Origin of the sequence: Streptomyces sp. NRRL WC-3626 (assembly GCF_000718785.1) — a bacterium.
GTDB classification, from domain to species: Bacteria; Actinomycetota; Actinomycetes; order Streptomycetales; family Streptomycetaceae; genus Streptomyces; species Streptomyces edwardsiae.
The window spans coordinates 112,493-130,246 of sequence record NZ_JOCA01000030.1 but is presented as its reverse complement, the minus strand read 5'-3'; the positions used below and the strand labels follow the sequence as shown (position 1 = coordinate 130,246).

At 72.2% G+C, this 17,754-nt stretch carries 22 protein-coding genes; 3 read left to right on the top strand and 19 right to left on the bottom strand.

What is annotated here, in order from left to right:
• Positions 1-139 precede the first annotated feature (139 nt).
• From lgt to hisI, 11 genes are all read right to left on the bottom strand, one after another.
• Positions 140-1,156 (bottom strand): prolipoprotein diacylglyceryl transferase, encoded by a 1,017-nt coding sequence (gene lgt / locus IF28_RS0133235; protein ID WP_030228400.1) that lies wholly within the window; start codon positions 1,154-1,156, stop codon positions 140-142.
• A 102-nt stretch (positions 1,157-1,258) separates the two neighbouring features.
• Complete coding sequence (locus IF28_RS0133230) at positions 1,259-2,041, bottom strand: DsbA family protein (RefSeq protein WP_030228397.1); 783 nt, start codon at positions 2,039-2,041, stop codon at positions 1,259-1,261.
• A 112-nt stretch (positions 2,042-2,153) separates the two neighbouring features.
• Positions 2,154-2,969, bottom strand: a complete 816-nt coding sequence (trpA, locus tag IF28_RS0133225; RefSeq protein ID WP_030228394.1) for a tryptophan synthase subunit alpha — start codon at positions 2,967-2,969, stop codon at positions 2,154-2,156.
• Positions 2,966-4,252: a tryptophan synthase subunit beta gene (trpB, locus tag IF28_RS0133220; RefSeq protein ID WP_030228392.1), complete on the bottom strand. Its 1,287-nt coding sequence runs from the start codon at positions 4,250-4,252 to the stop codon at positions 2,966-2,968. The genes trpA and trpB overlap by 4 nt, the downstream gene beginning before the upstream one ends.
• A 132-nt stretch (positions 4,253-4,384) precedes the next feature.
• Positions 4,385-4,465: a hypothetical protein gene (locus IF28_RS40435; protein WP_394818111.1), complete on the bottom strand. Its 81-nt coding sequence runs from the start codon at positions 4,463-4,465 to the stop codon at positions 4,385-4,387.
• Positions 4,466-4,548: 83 nt separating this feature from the next.
• A complete protein-coding gene (gene trpC, locus IF28_RS0133215; RefSeq protein WP_030228388.1) occupies positions 4,549-5,358 on the bottom strand; it encodes an indole-3-glycerol phosphate synthase TrpC in 810 nt (269 codons plus the stop codon).
• 119 nt (positions 5,359-5,477) lie between these two features.
• Entirely contained in the window at positions 5,478-5,915 is a 438-nt protein-coding gene (locus IF28_RS0133210) for a DUF2752 domain-containing protein (RefSeq protein WP_030228385.1), read from the bottom strand.
• 85 nt (positions 5,916-6,000) lie between these two features.
• Positions 6,001-6,228 (bottom strand): HGxxPAAW family protein, encoded by a 228-nt coding sequence (locus IF28_RS0133205; RefSeq protein WP_030228383.1) that lies wholly within the window; start codon positions 6,226-6,228, stop codon positions 6,001-6,003.
• 138 nt (positions 6,229-6,366) lie between these two features.
• A complete protein-coding gene (locus IF28_RS0133200; protein ID WP_030228380.1) occupies positions 6,367-7,008 on the bottom strand; it encodes a TIGR02234 family membrane protein in 642 nt (213 codons plus the stop codon).
• 52 nt (positions 7,009-7,060) lie between these two features.
• Positions 7,061-8,554 carry an anthranilate synthase component I gene (locus tag IF28_RS0133195; RefSeq protein WP_030228378.1) on the bottom strand — a complete coding sequence of 498 codons (1,494 nt, stop codon included), beginning with the start codon at positions 8,552-8,554 and terminating at the stop codon, positions 7,061-7,063.
• A gap of 11 nt (positions 8,555-8,565) precedes the next feature.
• A complete protein-coding gene (gene hisI, locus IF28_RS0133190) occupies positions 8,566-8,958 on the bottom strand; it encodes a phosphoribosyl-AMP cyclohydrolase (RefSeq protein ID WP_030228375.1) in 393 nt (130 codons plus the stop codon).
• Positions 8,959-9,121: 163 nt separating this feature from the next.
• Here hisI and IF28_RS0133185 point away from each other — a divergent pair, with 163 nt between their 5' ends.
• Together IF28_RS0133185 and IF28_RS0133180 are read left to right on the top strand one after the other, a co-directional pair.
• Positions 9,122-9,757 carry a TIGR03085 family metal-binding protein gene (locus tag IF28_RS0133185; protein WP_030228371.1) on the top strand — a complete coding sequence of 212 codons (636 nt, stop codon included), beginning with the start codon at positions 9,122-9,124 and terminating at the stop codon, positions 9,755-9,757.
• Between the two features lie 23 nt (positions 9,758-9,780).
• Positions 9,781-10,179 carry a VOC family protein gene (locus tag IF28_RS0133180; RefSeq protein WP_030228369.1) on the top strand — a complete coding sequence of 133 codons (399 nt, stop codon included), beginning with the start codon at positions 9,781-9,783 and terminating at the stop codon, positions 10,177-10,179.
• Positions 10,180-10,189: 10 nt separating this feature from the next.
• Here the strand turns inward: IF28_RS0133180 and hisF are convergent, their stop codons facing one another.
• From hisF to hisD, 8 genes are read right to left on the bottom strand one after another with little or no spacing between them, the layout of a single operon-like run.
• Positions 10,190-10,945 carry an imidazole glycerol phosphate synthase subunit HisF gene (gene hisF / locus IF28_RS0133175; RefSeq protein WP_030228367.1) on the bottom strand — a complete coding sequence of 252 codons (756 nt, stop codon included), beginning with the start codon at positions 10,943-10,945 and terminating at the stop codon, positions 10,190-10,192.
• On the bottom strand, positions 10,942-11,346 hold the full coding sequence (locus IF28_RS0133170; protein WP_030228364.1) for a Rid family hydrolase: 405 nt from the start codon (positions 11,344-11,346) through the stop codon (positions 10,942-10,944). The genes hisF and IF28_RS0133170 overlap by 4 nt, the downstream gene beginning before the upstream one ends.
• Positions 11,343-12,068, bottom strand: coding sequence for a bifunctional 1-(5-phosphoribosyl)-5-((5-phosphoribosylamino)methylideneamino)imidazole-4-carboxamide isomerase/phosphoribosylanthranilate isomerase PriA (gene priA / locus IF28_RS0133165; protein WP_030228363.1), 726 nt, complete (start codon positions 12,066-12,068; stop codon positions 11,343-11,345). Before priA ends, IF28_RS0133170 begins: the two co-directional genes overlap by 4 nt.
• A 4-nt stretch (positions 12,069-12,072) precedes the next feature.
• A complete protein-coding gene (hisH, locus tag IF28_RS0133160; protein WP_030228361.1) occupies positions 12,073-12,714 on the bottom strand; it encodes an imidazole glycerol phosphate synthase subunit HisH in 642 nt (213 codons plus the stop codon).
• 4 nt (positions 12,715-12,718) lie between these two features.
• Entirely contained in the window at positions 12,719-12,877 is a 159-nt protein-coding gene (locus tag IF28_RS39585) for a hypothetical protein (protein ID WP_030228360.1), read from the bottom strand.
• A 3-nt stretch (positions 12,878-12,880) separates the two neighbouring features.
• Positions 12,881-13,474 (bottom strand): imidazoleglycerol-phosphate dehydratase HisB, encoded by a 594-nt coding sequence (gene hisB / locus IF28_RS0133150; protein WP_030228358.1) that lies wholly within the window; start codon positions 13,472-13,474, stop codon positions 12,881-12,883.
• Entirely contained in the window at positions 13,471-14,580 is a 1,110-nt protein-coding gene (locus IF28_RS0133145; protein ID WP_030228357.1) for a histidinol-phosphate transaminase, read from the bottom strand. The genes hisB and IF28_RS0133145 overlap by 4 nt, the downstream gene beginning before the upstream one ends.
• A complete protein-coding gene (gene hisD / locus IF28_RS0133140; protein WP_030228355.1) occupies positions 14,577-15,929 on the bottom strand; it encodes a histidinol dehydrogenase in 1,353 nt (450 codons plus the stop codon). The genes IF28_RS0133145 and hisD overlap by 4 nt, the downstream gene beginning before the upstream one ends.
• A gap of 193 nt (positions 15,930-16,122) precedes the next feature.
• Between hisD and IF28_RS0133135 the strand changes: the two genes are divergently transcribed.
• On the top strand, positions 16,123-17,700 hold the full coding sequence (locus IF28_RS0133135; protein WP_030228351.1) for an oxidoreductase: 1,578 nt from the start codon (positions 16,123-16,125) through the stop codon (positions 17,698-17,700).
• Positions 17,701-17,754: the final 54 nt, after the last annotated feature.

Here is a 17,754-nt window from a genome sequence, read left to right as displayed (position 1 = left end):
GCGGGCAATCGTGCCGCAGGGCGGCACGGGTGGGCGCGACGGCACCCCGCAAGCGCCGGGCCGCGCGACCACCGCCCGCCCCACACAAACCGAGGGCGCCCGGAAAACCCGGACGCCCTCGGCGCGGTACAGCAGACGATCAGCTCTTCTTCGCCGACCCGGCCCCGTCCTTGGCCGCCTCGTCCTCAGAGGACTCGGAGGTGTCGGAGGTGTCGGCGGACTCAGAAGCCTCGGAGGACTCAGAAGTGTCCTTCTTCTCGGAAGAGGAACCCTCCTCACCCTTCTCCACCCCGGCCTCACCGGCGTCACCCGAGCCCTCGGAATCCCCCTCACCACCGGAGGTAACCGGCTCGACCACATCCTCCCGCCCCGGCCGCTTCCGCGCCGAGACCACGATGTACAGCACCGCCAGCAGGAACACCAGAACAGCCGTCCAGTTGTTCAGCCGCAGCCCGAGAATGTGATGCGCCTCGTCGACCCGCATGTACTCGATCCAGAACCGCCCCACGCAGTACGCCGCGACATACAGCGCGAACGCCCGCCCATGCCCCAGCTTGAACCGCCGGTCGGCCCAGATCACCAGCAGCGCCACCCCGACGCACCACAGCGACTCGTACAGGAACGTCGGGTGATACGTCCCCGGCATCCGCCCGTCGGCGGACGACGTGATCTCCACGGCCCACGGCACATCGGTGGACCGCCCGTACAGCTCCTGGTTGAACCAGTTGCCCCAGCGGCCGATCGCCTGGGCGAGGGCGATACCCGGCGCGATGGCGTCGGCGTAGGCGGGCAGCGGGATGCCACGGCGCCGGCAGCCGATCCAGGCGCCCAGCGCACCGAGGGCGATCGCGCCCCAGATACCGAGGCCGCCCTCCCAGATCTTGAAGGCGTCCACCCAGTCACGGCCCTCGCTGAAGTACAGCTGGTAGTCCGTGATCACGTGGTAGAGCCTGCCGCCGAGCAGACCGAACGGCACGGCCCAGACAGCGATGTCGGCCACCGTGCCGGTCCGCCCGCCCCGGGCGATCCAGCGCTTGTTGCCGAGCCAGACGGCAACGAAGACACCGATGATGATGCAGAACGCGTAGCCGCGCAGCGGAACGGGGCCGAGGTACAGCACCCCGCTCGACGGGCTGGGAATGTAGGCAAGTTCCATGGCAGGGTCGACGCTACCGTGCCGGACCGGTCACACGGCAAGCCGCCCGGCTACGGCTCCATAACAGGACCGCGGGATCGCCGGACCACCGGTCCGGTGGCGTCACTGTCCCTGGTTGGCCTCCTCGACCATCTGCTTCAGCTTCGCGGGGGTCATCGAACGGTCCTGGTAGATGTTCTCCCCGTCGAGCAGCACGGTCGGCGTGCCGCTGAAGCCGCCCTTCTGGAAGGCCTCGTGCGACTTGGCGACCCAGCTGTTGTGCGTGCCGTCCTCGACGCAGGTGCGGAACGCGGGGGTGTCGAGTCCGTCGACCTTGCCGGCCAGTTCGATCAGCTTGCCGTCGTCGGCGAGGGTGTCGTCGCGCTCCGGCGGCTGGTTCTCGAACAGCACGTCGTGGTACGCGGCGAACTTCCCGGCGTCCTGGGCGCAGGCGGCGGCGTTGGCCGCGGTGCGGGAGCCGGTGCCACCCAGGCCGTTGTCGATCAGCGTGACCAGGTGGTATTCCACCTTCAGCTGACCGGCCTCGGTCAGCTCGTGGATGGTGGGGCTGTAGGTCTGCTCGAAGGCCTTGCAGGCCGGGCAGCGGAAGTCCTCCCACACCGTGAGGGTCGACTTGGCGCTCTCCTTGCCGACCGGGATGGCCAGACCGTCCTTGCCCAGCGCCCCCGAGGGCGCGACCACCGGCCCGGCCGCGTCGCTCTCGGTGTCGTCCCCACCTGAGTTGGCGGCGACGACACCGATCACCGCCGCGAGCCCCAGGACGCAGAGCACACTCGCGCCCACGATCAGGGACCGGCGCCGCTTCTCCGCCGACTTCTGCTTCTCACGCTCGACCGCCAGCCGCTCCCGGGCGGTGCGCTTTCCCTCACGGTTCTTCTCGCTCACACCCCGCAGAACGAACCGGGGAGGCGCTCAGCGCCTCCCCGGTCCCAGGACCACCCGTACGAGGGATCCGTATGACTGCCCGCCGACACCCCTCGTGGGGCGGAACCGCCGGTCAGACCTGCCCGCGTACGCCCTTGGCCAGGTCGGCGGCGAGCGCCCGGACGGCCGCGACGCCGGCCGCGTCGTCGGGGGCGTCCAGCATTCCCTTGACGAAGGCGGAGCCGACGATCACGCCGTCGGCGAAGCCGGCCACCTCGGCCGCCTGGGCGGGGGTGGAGACGCCGAGCCCGACGCAGACGGGGATGTCGGTGGTGGCGCGGGTGCGCCGCACCAGGTCCTCGGCCTGCGAGCTGACCGACGCGCGGGTTCCGGTGACGCCCATCAGGGAGGCGGCGTAGACGAAGCCGCTGCCGACGGCGGTGATCTCGGCGAGCCGCTCGTCCTTGCTGCTGGGAGCGACCACGAAGACCGTGGCGAGCCCGTGCTTCTCGGCGTGCTCCCTCCACAGTGCCGACTCCTGGACGGGCAGGTCGGGCAGGATGCACCCGGCGCCGCCCGCCTCGGCCAGTTCGGCCGTGAACCGCTCGACGCCGTAGCGGTCGATGGGGTTCCAGTAGGTCATGACGAGGATCGGCCGGCCGGTGGCGGCGTGCGCCTCGCGGACCGTGCGCAGCACGTCGGCGATCTTCACGCCGCCGCGCAGGGCGATGTCGTCGGCGGTCTGGATGACCGGGCCGTCGAGGACGGGGTCGCTGTGCGGCAGCCCCACCTCCACGACGTCGGCGCCGCCGTCCAGGGCGGCCTTGACCGCCTCGATGCCGCCGTCCACGGTCGGGAACCCGGCCGGGAGGTAGGCGATGAGGGCGGCACGGCCCTCGGACCTCGCCGCGGCCAGGGTGTCGTTCAGCAGCCGCACGTTCCCGCTCACTTGGCGTCCCCCTCGATCTCGGCGGTGGTGCCGGCCTCGTCGGCGGCGACCTCGGCATCGGTGTCGTACAGGCCGAAGTAGCGGGCGGCGGTGTCCATGTCCTTGTCGCCGCGCCCGGACAGGTTGACGACGATCAGCCCGTCCCTGCCCAGCTCCCTGCCGACCTCCAGGGCTCCGGCGAGGGCGTGGGCGCTCTCGATGGCCGGGATGATGCCCTCGGTGCGCGACAGCAGGCGCAGGGCCTGCATGGCGGCGTCGTCGGTGACCGCGCGGTACTCGCCGCGGCCGCTGTCCTTGAGGTAGGAGTGCTCCGGTCCGATGCCCGGGTAGTCCAGGCCGGCCGAGATCGAGTACGGCTCGGTGATCTGGCCCTCCTCGTCCTGGAGGACGTACGACCGGGAGCCGTGCAGGATGCCGGGCTCGCCCGCGCTGAGGGTGGCCGCGTGCTCGCCGGTCTCGATGCCGTGTCCGGCGGGCTCGCAGCCGATGAGGCGTACGTCCGGGTCCGGGATGAAGGCGTGGAAGAGGCCGATGGCGTTGGAGCCGCCGCCGACGCAGGCGACGGCGGCGTCGGGCAGGCGTCCGGCGCGCTCCAGGAGCTGGCGGCGGGTCTCGACGCCGATGACGCGGTGGAAGTCGCGCACCATGGCCGGGAAGGGGTGGGGGCCCGCGACGGTGCCGAAGAGGTAGTGCGTGCGGTCGACGTTGGCGACCCAGTCACGGAACGCCTCGTTGATGGCGTCCTTCAGGGTGCGGCTGCCGGACTTCACGGCGATGACCTCGGCGCCGAGCATGCGCATCCGGGCCACGTTGAGCGCCTGGCGCCGGGTGTCGATCTCGCCCATGTAGATGGTGCAGTCGAGGCCGAAGAGGGCGCAGGCGGTGGCGGTGGCCACACCGTGCTGGCCGGCGCCGGTCTCGGCGATGACGCGGGTCTTGCCCATGCGCTTGGTGAGCAGCGCCTGGCCGAGCACGTTGTTGATCTTGTGCGAGCCGGTGTGGTTCAGGTCCTCGCGCTTGAGGAAGATCCTCGCGCCACCCGCTTCCGCGGCGAAACGGGGGACTTCGGTGAGGGCCGACGGGCGGCCGGTGTAGTTGGCCAGGAGGTCGTCGAGTTCCCGGGCGAACTCGGGGTCGGACTTGGCCTTGTCGTACTCGACGGCGACCTCGTCCACGGCGGCGACGAGGGCCTCCGGGATGAACTTGCCGCCGAACGCCCCGAAGTAGCCCTCGGGGCTGGGGGTCCGGCCCTCCGGGTCGGGGATGAAATAGGTGCTGGGCATGTGTGTACCTCACGGTGAGTGTCTGGTGTCGACGAAGCGCCGTGGGGGCGGGGTGGTCGGTCGGCTACCGGGCCGTTGTGGCTGGTCGCGCTCACGCGACGGAGTCGCGTGTTCAGTACAGCCCCGCGCCCCCTAAGGGGCGCGCTGCCATCGCCGCCCGTTCACTTGCCCCGGTTCGTCGCCGATGACGTACCGGACCCTGCGGCCGTGCACCCTGCGGGCAGGGGCACGACAGCCGCGAGGACGGCAGCCACGGGCGAGACGGGAGAGATGCACGGGGTCAGCCTAGTGGCGGGTCAGCCGCGGCCGTGGCGGAGGGCGGGGTGCTCGCCCGCCGCCACCAGGTCGGAGACCGCCGTCTTCGGGTCCTTGCCGGTGACCAGGGACTCGCCCACGAGTACGGCGTCGGCGCCGGCGTTGGCGTAGGCGATGAGGTCGTGCGGGCCGCGGACGCCGGACTCGGCGACCTTGACCAGGGTGTCGGGGATCTCGGGGGCGACCCGCTCGAACGTGCCGCGGTCGACCTTCAGCGTCTTCAGGTTGCGCGCGTTGACGCCGATGACCTTGGCGCCCGCGTCGATCGCGCGCTCGACCTCGTCCTCGTCGTGCACCTCGACGAGCGGGGTGAGGCCGATGGAGTGGGCGCGCTCGATCAGCGACTCCAGGGCCGGCTGGTCGAGGGCCGCGACGATCAGCAGCGCGAGGTCGGCGCCGTACGCGCGGGCCTCCCAGAGCTGGTACGACGTGACGATGAAGTCTTTGCGCAGGACGGGGATGTCCACGCGCGCGCGGACGGCCTCGAGGTCGGCCAGCGAGCCGCCGAAGCGGCGCTGTTCGGTGAGGACGGAGATGACGGCGGCGCCGCCCGCCTCGTAGTCGGCGGCGAGTGCCGCCGGGTCGGCGATCGCGGCCAGCGCGCCCTTGGACGGGCTGGAGCGCTTGACCTCGCAGATCACCTTGACGCCGTCGCCGCGCAGGGCGGCCGCGCCGTCCTTGGCCGCGGGAGCCTTCGCCGCACGCTCCTTGAGCTCGTCGATGCTGACGCGCGCCTGCCGCTCCGCGAGGTCGGCACGGACTCCGTCGATGATCTCGTCGAGCACACTCACGCGAGCGGCCCCCTTCCTGACGGTCGGTCTTCACTGGTCACTGCGATGGTATCCGCAGCAGGGCGGATGCCTCGCATCCAGGTTGACGGGCGTCCCATTACGTGGACCCCGCTCGCCGATCAAGGATGCAGCCAGCCACCGAAGGGCAGGTTCCGGACAACCGTGAAGGCCAGGAGCAGGGCTCCCGCGGTCCACACGAGCGCGGGGGGCGGTTCGAACCGCATGGGTCTGCCGCGTACGGCGCGGACCACCCACGCGGTCCACAGCACGGCGCAGACGGCGTAGCCGAGGACGGCGGGCGCGTTCGCCTGGAGGGCGGTCAGGAGGTCGCCGTGGACGACGGCGTGCGCGCTGCGCAGTCCGCCGCAGCCCGGGCAGTACAGGCCCGTGAGGCGCAGCAGGGGGCAGACGGGGTAGTGGCCGGGCTCGCCCGGGTCCACGGCTCCGACGTACGCGAAGGCTCCGACGGCGGCGGCGAGCAGCCCGGCGGGGACGGCCAGTCGGGCGGCCGGTGTGCGGCGGGACACGCTGGGGCTGGGGGCGTTCACGCTCTGCATTGTGCCCCGGACGCGGCTCAGGGGCGGGTCCGGCACGGTGTCGTGCGGGGCCGCCCCTGTGCGGAGTGCGTGGTGCTTCGTGTGCTCAGCTCTCGGCGCCGGCCGGGACGGGGTGGCTGCTCTGCTGCTGGCCCATGCCCATCGAGCGCATGACGGCGCCGACGACGCCGCCGAGGACGACGATGCCCAGGCCGGCCCAGAAGCCGACGGGCTGGGCCATCACCATGAACGCGCCCGCGACGCAGAAACCGATGAAGGCGATGATGACACCGGTCCAGGCGGCCGGGGTGTGACCGTGGCTGCTGCCCGCCATTGCTTGCTCCTCGTTGCTGTGTACGTGTCTGAGCAGACGCTCGCCCCCATCATCCCGCACCCACCCCCGTTGGCCGACCGGGGGTACCACCCGAGGCCCCCCGTCCCCGCGGCTCCCGTCGCGGGCGGAGGGGCGGGGCTATGCGCCGGTCGGGTCCTCGCCCCGGTCCAGGGCCTTCCAGAGGTCTTCCGGGCGGTCCGGGTCGACCCGCGCGGGACGGCTGCGGGGACGCGGCGCGCCCGTGCGTTCGTAGCGGCCGGACATCGCGGGCCACTGCCGCCCGTAGCGCAGGGCCAGCAGGCCGGCCAGCAGCAGCAGCACACCGCCCGCCGCGGCCACGTACGGCCACGCCGTATGCCCGAGCGCCGCCACCGTCGCGGACGTGTCCCCCGACACCTGCGCCGCCTTCTCGTCGAGCGCCTCCTTGTCCGAGGCTCCGATCAGCGCCGCGGCGACGGTGCCCGCCCCCGACAGCGCGAGCAGCGCCGCGACGGCGAGGCGGCCGGCGCGGCGTACGGCGAACACCGCGACCAGTGCGGCCAGCCCCACGACGGCCAGCGCCGCGGGCACGCCCGTGACGTCGCTGCCCGTCGCGGTCAGGGGGAACGCGCCGCCGGCCACCGTGGCGGTGCCCTCGGACCACTGCTGCCGGGTGGCGAGCAGGGCCACGGCAGCGCCGAGGGCACCGCTCATCAGGGCCACGGCGAGGCTGACGCGGCCGCCGCGGGCGGAGCCGGCGGCCTCGGAACGGGGGGTAGGTACGGCAGTCACGTCCTCCACTATCGCCTGAACCCCGGGTGAACCGGTACCCGGGGTTCTTCCCGGACGCCCGTCAGACCGTTCCCAGCCGGTTCGCGGTGTGCACCGCGCGGAGCACCGCCGCCGCCTTGTTGCGGCACTCGGTGTCCTCCGCGACCGGGTCGGAGTCGGCGACGATCCCCGCCCCGGCCTGCACATACGCGGTGCCGTCCCGCAGCAGCGCCGTACGGATCGCGATCGCGGTGTCGGAGTCGCCGGCGAAGTCGAGATAGCCGACGCAGCCGCCGTACAGTCCGCGCCGGGACGGTTCGAGTTCGTCGATGATCCGCAGCGCGCGGGGCTTGGGCGCGCCGGAGAGCGTGCCGGCCGGGAAGCAGGCGGTGAGGACGTCGAACGCGGTGCGGTCGCCCGTGACCCTGCCGGTGACCGTCGAGACGATGTGCATGACGTGCGAGTACCGCTCGACGGACATGAAGTCGACGACCTCGACGGAGCCGGGTTCGCAGACCCGGCCGAGGTCGTTGCGCCCCAGGTCGACGAGCATGAGGTGCTCCGCGCGTTCCTTGGGGTCGGCGAGCAGTTCCTCGGCCAGCGCCTGGTCCTCCCGCGGGGTGGCGCCCCGGTGCCGGGTGCCGGCGATGGGGTGGACCATGGCCCGCCCGTCCTCGACCTTCACCAGGGCCTCGGGGGACGAGCCGACGACGTCGAAGCCGTCGAAGCGGAACAGGTACATGTACGGGGACGGGTTGGTGGCGCGCAGCACCCGGTACACGTCGAGGGCGCTCGCCGTGCACGGCGTCTCGAACCGCTGGGAGGGGACGACCTGGAAGGCCTCCCCCGCGCGGATGCGTTCCTTGACGTCCTCCACGGCCCGCCGGAAGTCGGGGCCGCCCCACAGGGCGGTGTGGTCGGGCAGTTCGGAGGGCGGCAGTACGGCGGGCGGCTGGGCCACCGCGCGGGTGAGGTCGGCCTCCATGGCGTCGAGCCGGGCGACGGCGTCGGCGTAGGCCTCGTCGACGCCGGTCTCCAGGTCGTTGTGGTTGATCGCGTTGGCGATCAGCCAGACGGCGCCCTCCCAGTGGTCCATGACGGCGAGGTCGCTGGTGAGCAGCATGGTCAGCTCGGGGAGCTTCAGGTCGTCGCGCCCGCCGGGGCCGAGCTTCTCCAGGCGGCGGACGATGTCGTAGCCGAGGTAGCCGACCATGCCGCCGGTGAAGGGCGGCAGGCCCAGGTCGTGGGCGAGGTCGCGGGGGGTGTGCAGGGTCTCGAGGGTCGCGCGCAGCGCGGCGAGGGGGTCGCCGTCCGCGGGGACGCCGACGGGCGGGGTGCCCTCCCAGTGGGCCTGTCCGGCGCGCTCGGTGAGGGTGGCTGCGCTGTGGACGCCGACGAAGGAGTAGCGGGACCAGGAGCGTCCGTTCTCGGCGGACTCCAGCAGGAACGTACCGGGGCGTTCGGCGGCGAGTTTGCGGTAGAGCGCGACCGGGGTGTCGCCGTCGGCGAGGAGCTTGCGGGTGACCGGGATGACCCGGCGGTCGGTGGCGAGCTTGCGGAACGTCTCGAGGTCCATGGCGGCAGACCCTACTGATCCGCGGCGGGGGCGTCCGCCACCGTCAGGACGTCGGCGTCGAAGCAGGTGCGGGCGCCGGTGTGGCAGGCGGCGCCGACCTGGTCGACCTTGACCAGCACGGTGTCGGCGTCGCAGTCCAGGGCGACCGACCTGACCCACTGGAAGTGGCCGGAGGTGTCCCCCTTGACCCAGTACTCCCGGCGGCTGCGCGACCAGTAGGTGCAGCGGCCGGTGGTGAGCGTGCGATGCAGTGCCTCGTCGTCCATCCAGCCCAGCATCAGCACCTCTCCGGTGTCGTACTGCTGGGCGATGGCGGGCAGGAGGCCGTCGGGGCTGCGCTTGAGGCGCGCGGCGATCTCCGGGTCGAGGCGGCTGGGCCGGGACGTACTGGTCATGCCGACCATTGTGCCGGGCGGGGGCGCCCGGTCCCGGCGGACGTCCACCGATTGGAACCAGCGCCGCGCCGGGACTGCTCCCGGACCGTTCGGGCACCGGCGGGGGCTCGTCGAGGTGCGGTGGCCGGGCGACGGGTGGGCGGACGTCCCGGCCCGCCGTAGGCTGGCTGGCATGTCGACCCATGCCAAGCGTGAACGGCTGCTGCTCGCCGATCTGCTGGAGACCGCGGGCCCGGAGGCCCCCACCCTGTGCGAGGGCTGGACCGCGCGGGATCTGGCCGCCCATGTGGTGGTGCGCGAGCGCCGCCCCGACGCGGCCGGCGGCATGCTGGTCAAGCAGCTGGCGGGGCGGCTCGAGCGGGTGATGGCGGAGTTCGCCGACAAGCCGTACGAGGAGCTGATCCAGCTGATCCGTACGGGTCCGCCGCGCTTCTCACCCTTTTCGCTCAAGCAGATCGACGAGATGTCGAACATCGTCGAGTTCTACGTCCACACGGAGGACGTGCGCCGCGCCCGGCCCGACTGGACGCCGCGGGAGCTCGACCCGGTCCTCCAGGACGCCCTGTGGTCGCGTCTGGAGCGTTCCGCGCGGCTGATGGGCCGCGGTCTGCCGACGGGCCTGGTGCTGCGCCGTCCGGACGGCCGGACGGTGGTGGCGCACCGCGGCACCCCGGTGGTCACGGTGACCGGGGAGGCGTCGGAGCTGGTGCTGTTCGCCTACGGCCGGCAGAGCGCCGCCAGGGTGGAGCTGGACGGCGACGAGAACGCGATCGCGAAGCTGCGCGAGACCAAACAGCTCGGCATCTGAATCGCATCCGAAAGGCGCACCTCGTGATCAAAGTGGCCATGACCAGTGTGTACGTCGACGACGTGGCGAGGGCGCATGCCTTCTACACCGATGTACTCGGCTTCGAGACCCGGACGCACATGGATCTGGGCGGGGGCACGCTGTTCGTCACGGTGGGTGCGAAGGAGGGCGCCCAGCGGGATCTGGAGCTGCTGCTGGAGCCGGGGCAGGGCCCCATCGCCGAGCCGTACCGCAGGGCGGTGCGGGAGGCGGGGCTGCCGGCCATCGTGTTCTCGGTGGACGACCTCCGCGCGGAGTTCGAACGGCTCCGCGGGGAGGGTGTGCACTTCGTCCAGGACCCCCGGGAGCAGGGTCCGATGCTGACCGCGCTGCTGGACGACACGGTCGGCAATCTGATCCAGCTGGCCCAGCCGACGGGCTGAGGCCCCCGCGTCAGCGCACGGGGTGGCCGGCGCCGCGCAGGGTCTCCTTGACCTGGCCGATGCGCAGGTCGCCGAAGTGGAAGACGGAGGCGGCCAGTACGGCGTCGGCGCCGGCGGCGACGGCGGGCGGGAAGTCGCCGAGCTTTCCGGCGCCGCCGGAGGCGATCACCGGGACGGTGACGTGCCCCCGCACGGCGGCGATCATCTCCAGGTCGTAGCCGTCCTTGGTGCCGTCGGCGTCCATGGAGTTGAGCAGGATCTCGCCGGCGCCGAGTTCGGCGGCGCGGTGTGCCCATTCGACGGCGTCGATGCCGGTGCCGCGGCGGCCGCCGTGCGTGGTGACCTCGAAGGATCCGGCGTCGGTGCGCCGGGCGTCGACGGACAGGACGAGGACCTGCCGGCCGAAGCGTTCGGCGATCTCGCGGATGAGGTCGGGGCGGGCGATGGCCGCCGTGTTGACGCCGACCTTGTCGGCGCCCGCGCGCAGCAGCCTGTCGACGTCGTCGGCGGTGCGGACGCCGCCGCCCACGGTGAGCGGGATGAACACCTGCTCGGCGGTGCGGCGGACCACGTCGTACGTCGTCTCGCGGTTGCCGGACGAGGCGGTGATGTCCAGGAACGTCAGTTCGTCGGCGCCCTCGGCGTCGTACACCTTGGCCATCTCGACGGGGTCGCCCGCGTCGCGCAGGTTCTGGAAGTTGACGCCCTTGACGACCCGGCCGCCGTCCACGTCCAGGCAGGGGATGACTCGGACCGCCAGGGTCATGAATCCACGGCTCCTCTGAATGCTTCGAGTTCCACTGAGACCAGTACGCGCGAGTCGACGAAGCCCTCGACCACCAGCAGCGTGGTGACGGGGCGTACGGCGTCGAACAGCTCCTTGTGGGCGCGTCCGGCCGCGTCGACGTCCCGCGCGTGGGCGAGATGGACGCGCGTGCGGATCACCGACTCGATGCCGAGCCCGAACTCGCCGATCGCCTCCAGCGCGCTGGTGAAGGCGACCTTGGCCTGTTCGTACGGGTCGCCCTCGCCGTACAGCACATCGCCCCGGAACGCGGTCGTGCCCGCCACCAGGACACGGTCCCCCGCCGCGACGGCACGTGCGAAGCCGAAGGTGTCCTCCCAGGGGTTCGAGCTCTGTACGCGCCGTACGGCATCGGATGTCATCGGGCCACAGCCTCCAGGGCCTCTTCCAGGGTGAACGCCTCGGCGTACAGGGCCTTGCCGACGATGGAGCCCTCGACGCCGAGCGGGACGAGTTCGGCGATGGCGCGCAGGTCGTCCAGGGAGGAGACGCCTCCGGAGGCGACGACGGGGCGGTCGGTGGCGGCGCAGACGTCCTTCAGGAGCTCCAGGTTGGGGCCCTGGAGGGTGCCGTCCTTGGCGATGTCGGTGACGACGTAGCGGGCGCAGCCCTCCTTGTTCAGGCGGTCCAGCGTCTCGTAGAGGTCTCCGCCGTCGCGGGTCCAGCCGCGGCCGCGCAGGGTGGTGCCGCGGACGTCGAGGCCGACGGCGATCCTGTCGCCGTGCTCGGCGATGACCTTGGCGACCCATTCGGGGGTCTCCAGGGCGGCGGTGCCGAGGTTGACGCGGGTGCAGCCGGTGGCGAGGGCGGCGGCGAGGGTGTCGTCGTCGCGGATGCCGCCGGACAGCTCCACCTTGATGTCCATGGCGCCGGCGACCTCGGCGATCAGGGCGCGGTTGTCGCCGGTGCCGAACGCGGCGTCGAGGTCGACCAGGTGCAGCCACTCGGCGCCCGAGCGCTGCCAGGCGAGGGCGGCCTCCAGGGGGGAGCCGTACGACGTTTCCGTCCCGGACTCGCCGTGCACGAGGCGGACGGCCTGCCCGTCGCGGACGTCGACGGCGGGGAGGAGTTCGAGCTTGGCCATGTCTCTACAGGGTTCCGATCCAGTTGGTGAGGAGCTGGGCTCCGGCGTCGCCGGACTTCTCGGGGTGGAACTGGGTGGCCCACAGGGCGCCGTTCTCCACGGCGGCCACGAAGGGCTTGCCGTGGGTGGACCAGGTGACCAGCGGGGCCCGCATCGCCGGGTTGGTGATCTCCAGGGTCCAGTCGTGGACGGCGTAGGAGTGCACGAAGTAGAAGCGGGCGTCGTCGTCGAGGCCGGCGAAGAGTTCGGAGCCGGCCGGGGCGTCCACGGTGTTCCAGCCCATGTGGGGCACGATGTCGGCCCGGAGCGGCTCGACCGAGCCGGGCCACTCGTCGAGGCCGTCGGTCTCCACGCCGTGCTCGATGCCGCGGGCGAAGAGGATCTGCATGCCGACGCAGATGCCCATCACGGGGCGGCCGCCGGAGAGCCGGCGGTCGACGATCCAGTCGCCGCGCGCCTCCTTGAGGCCCTTCATGCAGGCGGCGAAGGCGCCGACGCCGGGGACCAGCAGCCCGTCGGCGTTCATCGCCCGGTCGAAGTCACGCGTGATCTCGACGTCGGCTCCCGCGCGGGCGAGGGCGCGCTCGGCGGAGCGGACGTTGCCGAAGCCGTAGTCGAAGACCACGACCTTCCTGGGGGTGCTCAACCGGTCACACCTCCAGCCTCAGGACGCCCGCGCCGAGACACATCACGGCACCGATGGAGACCAGCACGATGAGGCTCGTGGGCATCTTCTGCTTGGCGAAGGAGATGATCCCGCCGACGAAGAACAGTCCGACGACGATCAGGACGGTGGACATACCGGTCATGGCTTACAGCGCGCCCTTCGTGGAGGGCAGGATGCCGGCCGCGCGCGGGTCGCGCTCGGACGCGTAGCGCAGGGCGCGTGCGAGGGCCTTGAACTGGCACTCCACGATGTGGTGCGCGTTGCGCCCGTAGGGCACGTGCACGTGGAGCGCGACCTGGGCCTGGGCGACGAAGGACTCCAGGATGTGCCGGGTCATCGTGGTGTCGTACTCGCCGATCATGGGCGCCATCTTCTCGGGCTCGGTGTGCACGAGGTAGGGGCGGCCGGAGAGGTCGACGGTGACCTGGGCGAGGGACTCGTCCAGCGGGACCGTGCAGTTGCCGAAGCGGTAGATGCCCACCTTGTCGCCGAGGGCCTGCTTGAAGGCGGCGCCGAGGGCGAGGGCGGTGTCCTCGATGGTGTGGTGCGAGTCGATGTGCAGATCGCCCTCGGTCTTCACCGTGAGGTCGAACAGGCCGTGCCGGCCGATCTGGTCGAGCATGTGGTCGTAGAAGCCGACCCCGGTGGAGATCTCCGTCCGTCCGGTGCCGTCGAGGTCGATCTCGACGAGGACGGACGTTTCCTTGGTGGTGCGTTCCACGCGTCCCACGCGGCTCATGTGCTCTGCTCCTTCTTGACTTCACGGACCGCGTCCAGGAACGCGTCGTTCTCGGCCGGGGTGCCCGCGGTGACCCGCAGCCATCCCGGTACGCCGTTGTCCCGGACCAGGACGCCCCGGTCGAGGATCTTCCGCCAGACGGTGTGCGCGTCCTCGAACCGTCCGAACTGGACGAAGTTGGCGTCGGACTCGGTCACCTCGTAGCCGAGGGCGCGCAGTTCGGCGACCAGCCGGTCACGCTCGGCCTTGAGCCGCTCGACGTAGCCGAGCAGCGTGTCGGTGTGCTCCAGGGCGGCCAGCGCGGTCGCCTGGGTGATCGCGGAGAGGTGGTACGGCAGCCGGACCAGCTGTACGGCGTCGACGACCGCGGGGTGCGCGGCGAGGTAGCCGAGGCGCAGGCCGGCCGCGCCGAACGCCTTCGACATCGTCCGGGAGACGACGAGGTGGGGGCGTCCGTCGAGCAGCCGGAGCAGCGAGTCGCCGTGGCTGAACTCGATGTACGCCTCGTCGACGACCACCATGGACGGCCCCGCCGCCTGTGCGGCCTCGTACAGGGCGAGGACCGTCTCCGGCGGGACGGCGTTGCCGGTGGGGTTGTTGGGGGTGGTGACGAAGACGACGTCGGGCCGGTGCTCGGCGACGGCCTTCTCGGCGGCGGCGAGGTCGATGGTGAAGTCCTCGTTGCGGGGCCCGGAGATCCAGCCGGTTCCGGTGCCGCGCGAGATGAGGCCGTGCATCGAGTACGACGGTTCGAAGCCGATGGCGGTACGGCCGGGGCCGCCGAAGGTCTGCAGCAGCTGCTGGATGACCTCGTTGGAGCCGTTGGCCGCCCACACGTTGTCGACGCCCACCGGGTGTCCGGACGTCCTGGTCAGGTACTCGGCCAGGGCGGTGCGCAGTTCGACCGCGTCCCGGTCGGGGTAGCGGTTGAGGTGCCGGGCGGCCTCGCGGACCCGCTCGGTGATCCGCTCGACCAGCGGCTCGGGCAGCGGGTAGGGGTTCTCGTTGGTGTTCAGCCGTACGGGGACGTCCAGCTGGGGCGCGCCGTAGGGGGACTTGCCGCGCAGCTCGTCCCGTACGGGGAGATCGTCGATTCCGAACGTCACTTGCTCTCCGGGACCTTCCACTCACTGTGCTCGTCTCGTTCGCCTCCGGCGAAACGGGCCTTGATCGCCGCGCCGTGCGCGGGCAGGTCCTCCGCCTCGGCCAGCGTGACCACGTGGTGCGCGACCTCGGCCAGCGCGTCGCGCGTGTAGTCGACGATGTGGATGCCGCGCAGGAAGGACTGGACGGACAGGCCCGAGGAGTGGCAGGCGCAGCCGCCGGTGGGCAGGACGTGGTTGGAGCCGGCCGCGTAGTCGCCGAGGGAGACCGGGGACCAGGGGCCGACGAAGACCGCGCCCGCGTTGCGCACCCGCTCGGCGATCGCGGGGGCGTCGGCGGTCTGGATCTCCAGGTGCTCGGCGCCGTAGGCGTCGACGACCCGCAGGCCCTCCTCGATGCCGTCGACCAGGACGATCGCGGACTGGCGGCCGGACAGGGCCGGCACGATCCGTTCGTCGGTGTGCTTGCTGGCCTCGACCTGGGGTGCCAGTTCCTTCTCGACCGCGTCCGCGAGGTCGGCGGAGTCGGTGACCAGGACGGCGGCGGCCAGCGGGTCGTGCTCGGCCTGGCTGATCAGGTCGGCGGCCACGTGCACCGGGTCGGCGGTGGAGTCCGCGAGGATCGCGATCTCGGTCGGGCCGGCCTCGGCGTCGATGCCGATCTTCCCGGTGAAGTAGCGCTTGGCGGCGGCGACCCAGATGTTGCCGGGGCCGGTGACCATGGGGGCGGGCGGGCAGGACTCGGTGCCGTACGCGAACATCGCGACGGCGGTGGCCCCGCCGGCCGCGTAGACCTCGTCGACGCCGAGCAGGGCGCAGGCGGCGAGGATCGTCGGGTGCGGCAGACCTCCGAAGTCGGCCTGGGCCGGGGACGCGAGCGCGAGGGACGGGACGCCCGCCTCCTGCGCCGGTACGACGTTCATGATCACGGAGGACGGGTAGACGGCCCGGCCGCCGGGCGCGTACAGGCCCACGCGGTCGACCGGGACCCACTTCTCGGTGACCGTGCCACCGGGCACGACCTGGGTGGTGTGGGTGGTGCGGCGCTGTGCGCGGTGCACGAGCCGGGCGCGCCGGATGGACTCCTCCAGGGCCGCGCGGACGGCCGGGTCCAGCTCCTCCAGCGCCCTCTCGAGGGCGGCGGCCGGGACGCGTACCCGCTCCAGCTTCACGCCGTCGAAGCGCTCGGCGAAGTCGATCAGCGCCGCGTCGCCCCGATGATGCACGTCCTCGCAGATGGGCCGCACCTTCTCCAGGGCGGCCGCGACGTCGAAGTCGGCACGGGGCAGCAGGTCGCGCAGGGCGGTTCCCTCGGGGAGGGCATCGCCGCGCAGATCGATACGAGAGATCACGTGCTCAATTCTCTCAGACCCGGACAGCGGACCGTCCGGCCGTTCCAATGGCTGATACGCCACGCCGTCGGTGACGGTCAGCGAACATTTCCGAGATCCTCTTCACTTTCCGTGTTCAACGGGTCACCGGACCGGGCATGAACGGTTGTACGAAGGGACGAACCGGCGAGTAGCCGAGGAGGAGGGGAGTTCCGTGACCGAGGGGGCGGGACCGGCCGGCGCGGAGCCGCCGGACGACCTGACCGCCGTGGAGGCCGGTATGTGGCAGGCCTTCCGCAACGGCAGTGTGTACGACCTGAGCAGCGGTGACACGGTCGTCGACGATCCGCACGGCGGACATCCGTGGGGCCCGGGGCGGACGGTCCGGGCGCGGGTGGTGTGCTGGCTGCTCCTCGACGGGCCGCCCGCGCTGGCCGGCCGGGTGTCGTCGCTGAAGCTGGTCGGGGCGCAGATCAGCGGCACGCTGGATCTGGCCGGGGGCACGGTGGTGCCGTACTGGGAGATGCGGTCCTGCCGTTTCGAGCGGGACGTGCTGCTGCCGGAGGCCCGCTTCACGACCGTGCGGATGGTGGACTGCTCGATACCGCGGCTGGAGGCGGCCCGGCTGCACACCGAGGGCGATCTGCATCTGCCGCGCTGCCGGTTCCTGGGCGGCGTACGGCTCACGGACGCGCGGATCGGTACGGATCTGCTGCTCAACCAGGCGATCGTGCACCGGGACCGCAGCGGCCGCTCGATGGCGGCCGACGGCATGACCGTCGGCCAGGACCTCCAGGCGGAGCTGCTGGAGTCGCACGGCGAGCTGAGCCTGCGGAGCGCGACGATAGGTGTCTCGCTGAGCCTGCGCGGCGCCCGGCTGGCCAACCCGGACACCCGGCTCGCGCTGAACGCGCCGCAGCTGACCGTGGAGCGCTCGCTGTATCTGACCCCGGCGGGGGTGGGAGCCCAGGCGCGCAGCGGGATGACACCGGCGCGGGGGACGCGGATCCAGCGGTTCGAGTGCGAGGGCGGGGTGCGTCTCGACGACGGACGGTTCGGGGACGCGGTCGACTTCGAGGGGGCCCGGTTCACGTTCACCGACGAGCAGGAGCTGTCGCTGCGCCGGGTGCAGACACCGGAGCTGCGCTTCCTCGGGGAGCGGCCGGCGCGCGGCCGGGTGGTGCTGTCGGGGGCGAGGGTGGTCAACCTGATGGACCGGGCGGACAGCTGGCCGGGCCCCGGCCGGCTGCACATGGGCGGGTTCGCCTACGAGAACCTGGTGCCGCGCGGCCCGTTTCCGCTGGCGCTGCGGCTGCGCTGGGTGGACGCGGCGAGCGCCGAGTACAACCCGGAGCCGTACGAGCGGCTGGCCGCCGTACTGCGGGCGGGCGGGGAGGACGAGGACGCCCGGGAGGTGCTGCTCGCCAAGCAGCGCCGCCACCGCGAGAGCCTGCCGGTCGCGGCCAAGCTGTGGGGTTACGCGCAGGACTGGACGGTCGCCTACGGGTACCGGCCGGGCCGGGCGGCGGTGTGGATGGCGGTGCTGTGGGCGGCCGGCTCGCTGGCCTTCGCGCGGGCCGATCACCCACCGCTGAAGAGCGGTGAGCATCCGGCCTGGAACCCGGCCCTGTTCGCCCTGGACCTGCTGCTGCCGGTGATCGACCTCGGCCAGGTGGGCTTCTGGCAGCTGCGCGGCGGCTGGCAGTGGCTGTCGGCCGCGTTCATCCTGCTGGGCTGGATCCTGGCGACCACGGTGGCGGCGGGGGCGACGCGGACTCTGCGGCGCACGTAGGGACCGTGTGATCCCCGCGGCCTCTGGGACGGGTAGGGCGTGCGGAGCGTGAGG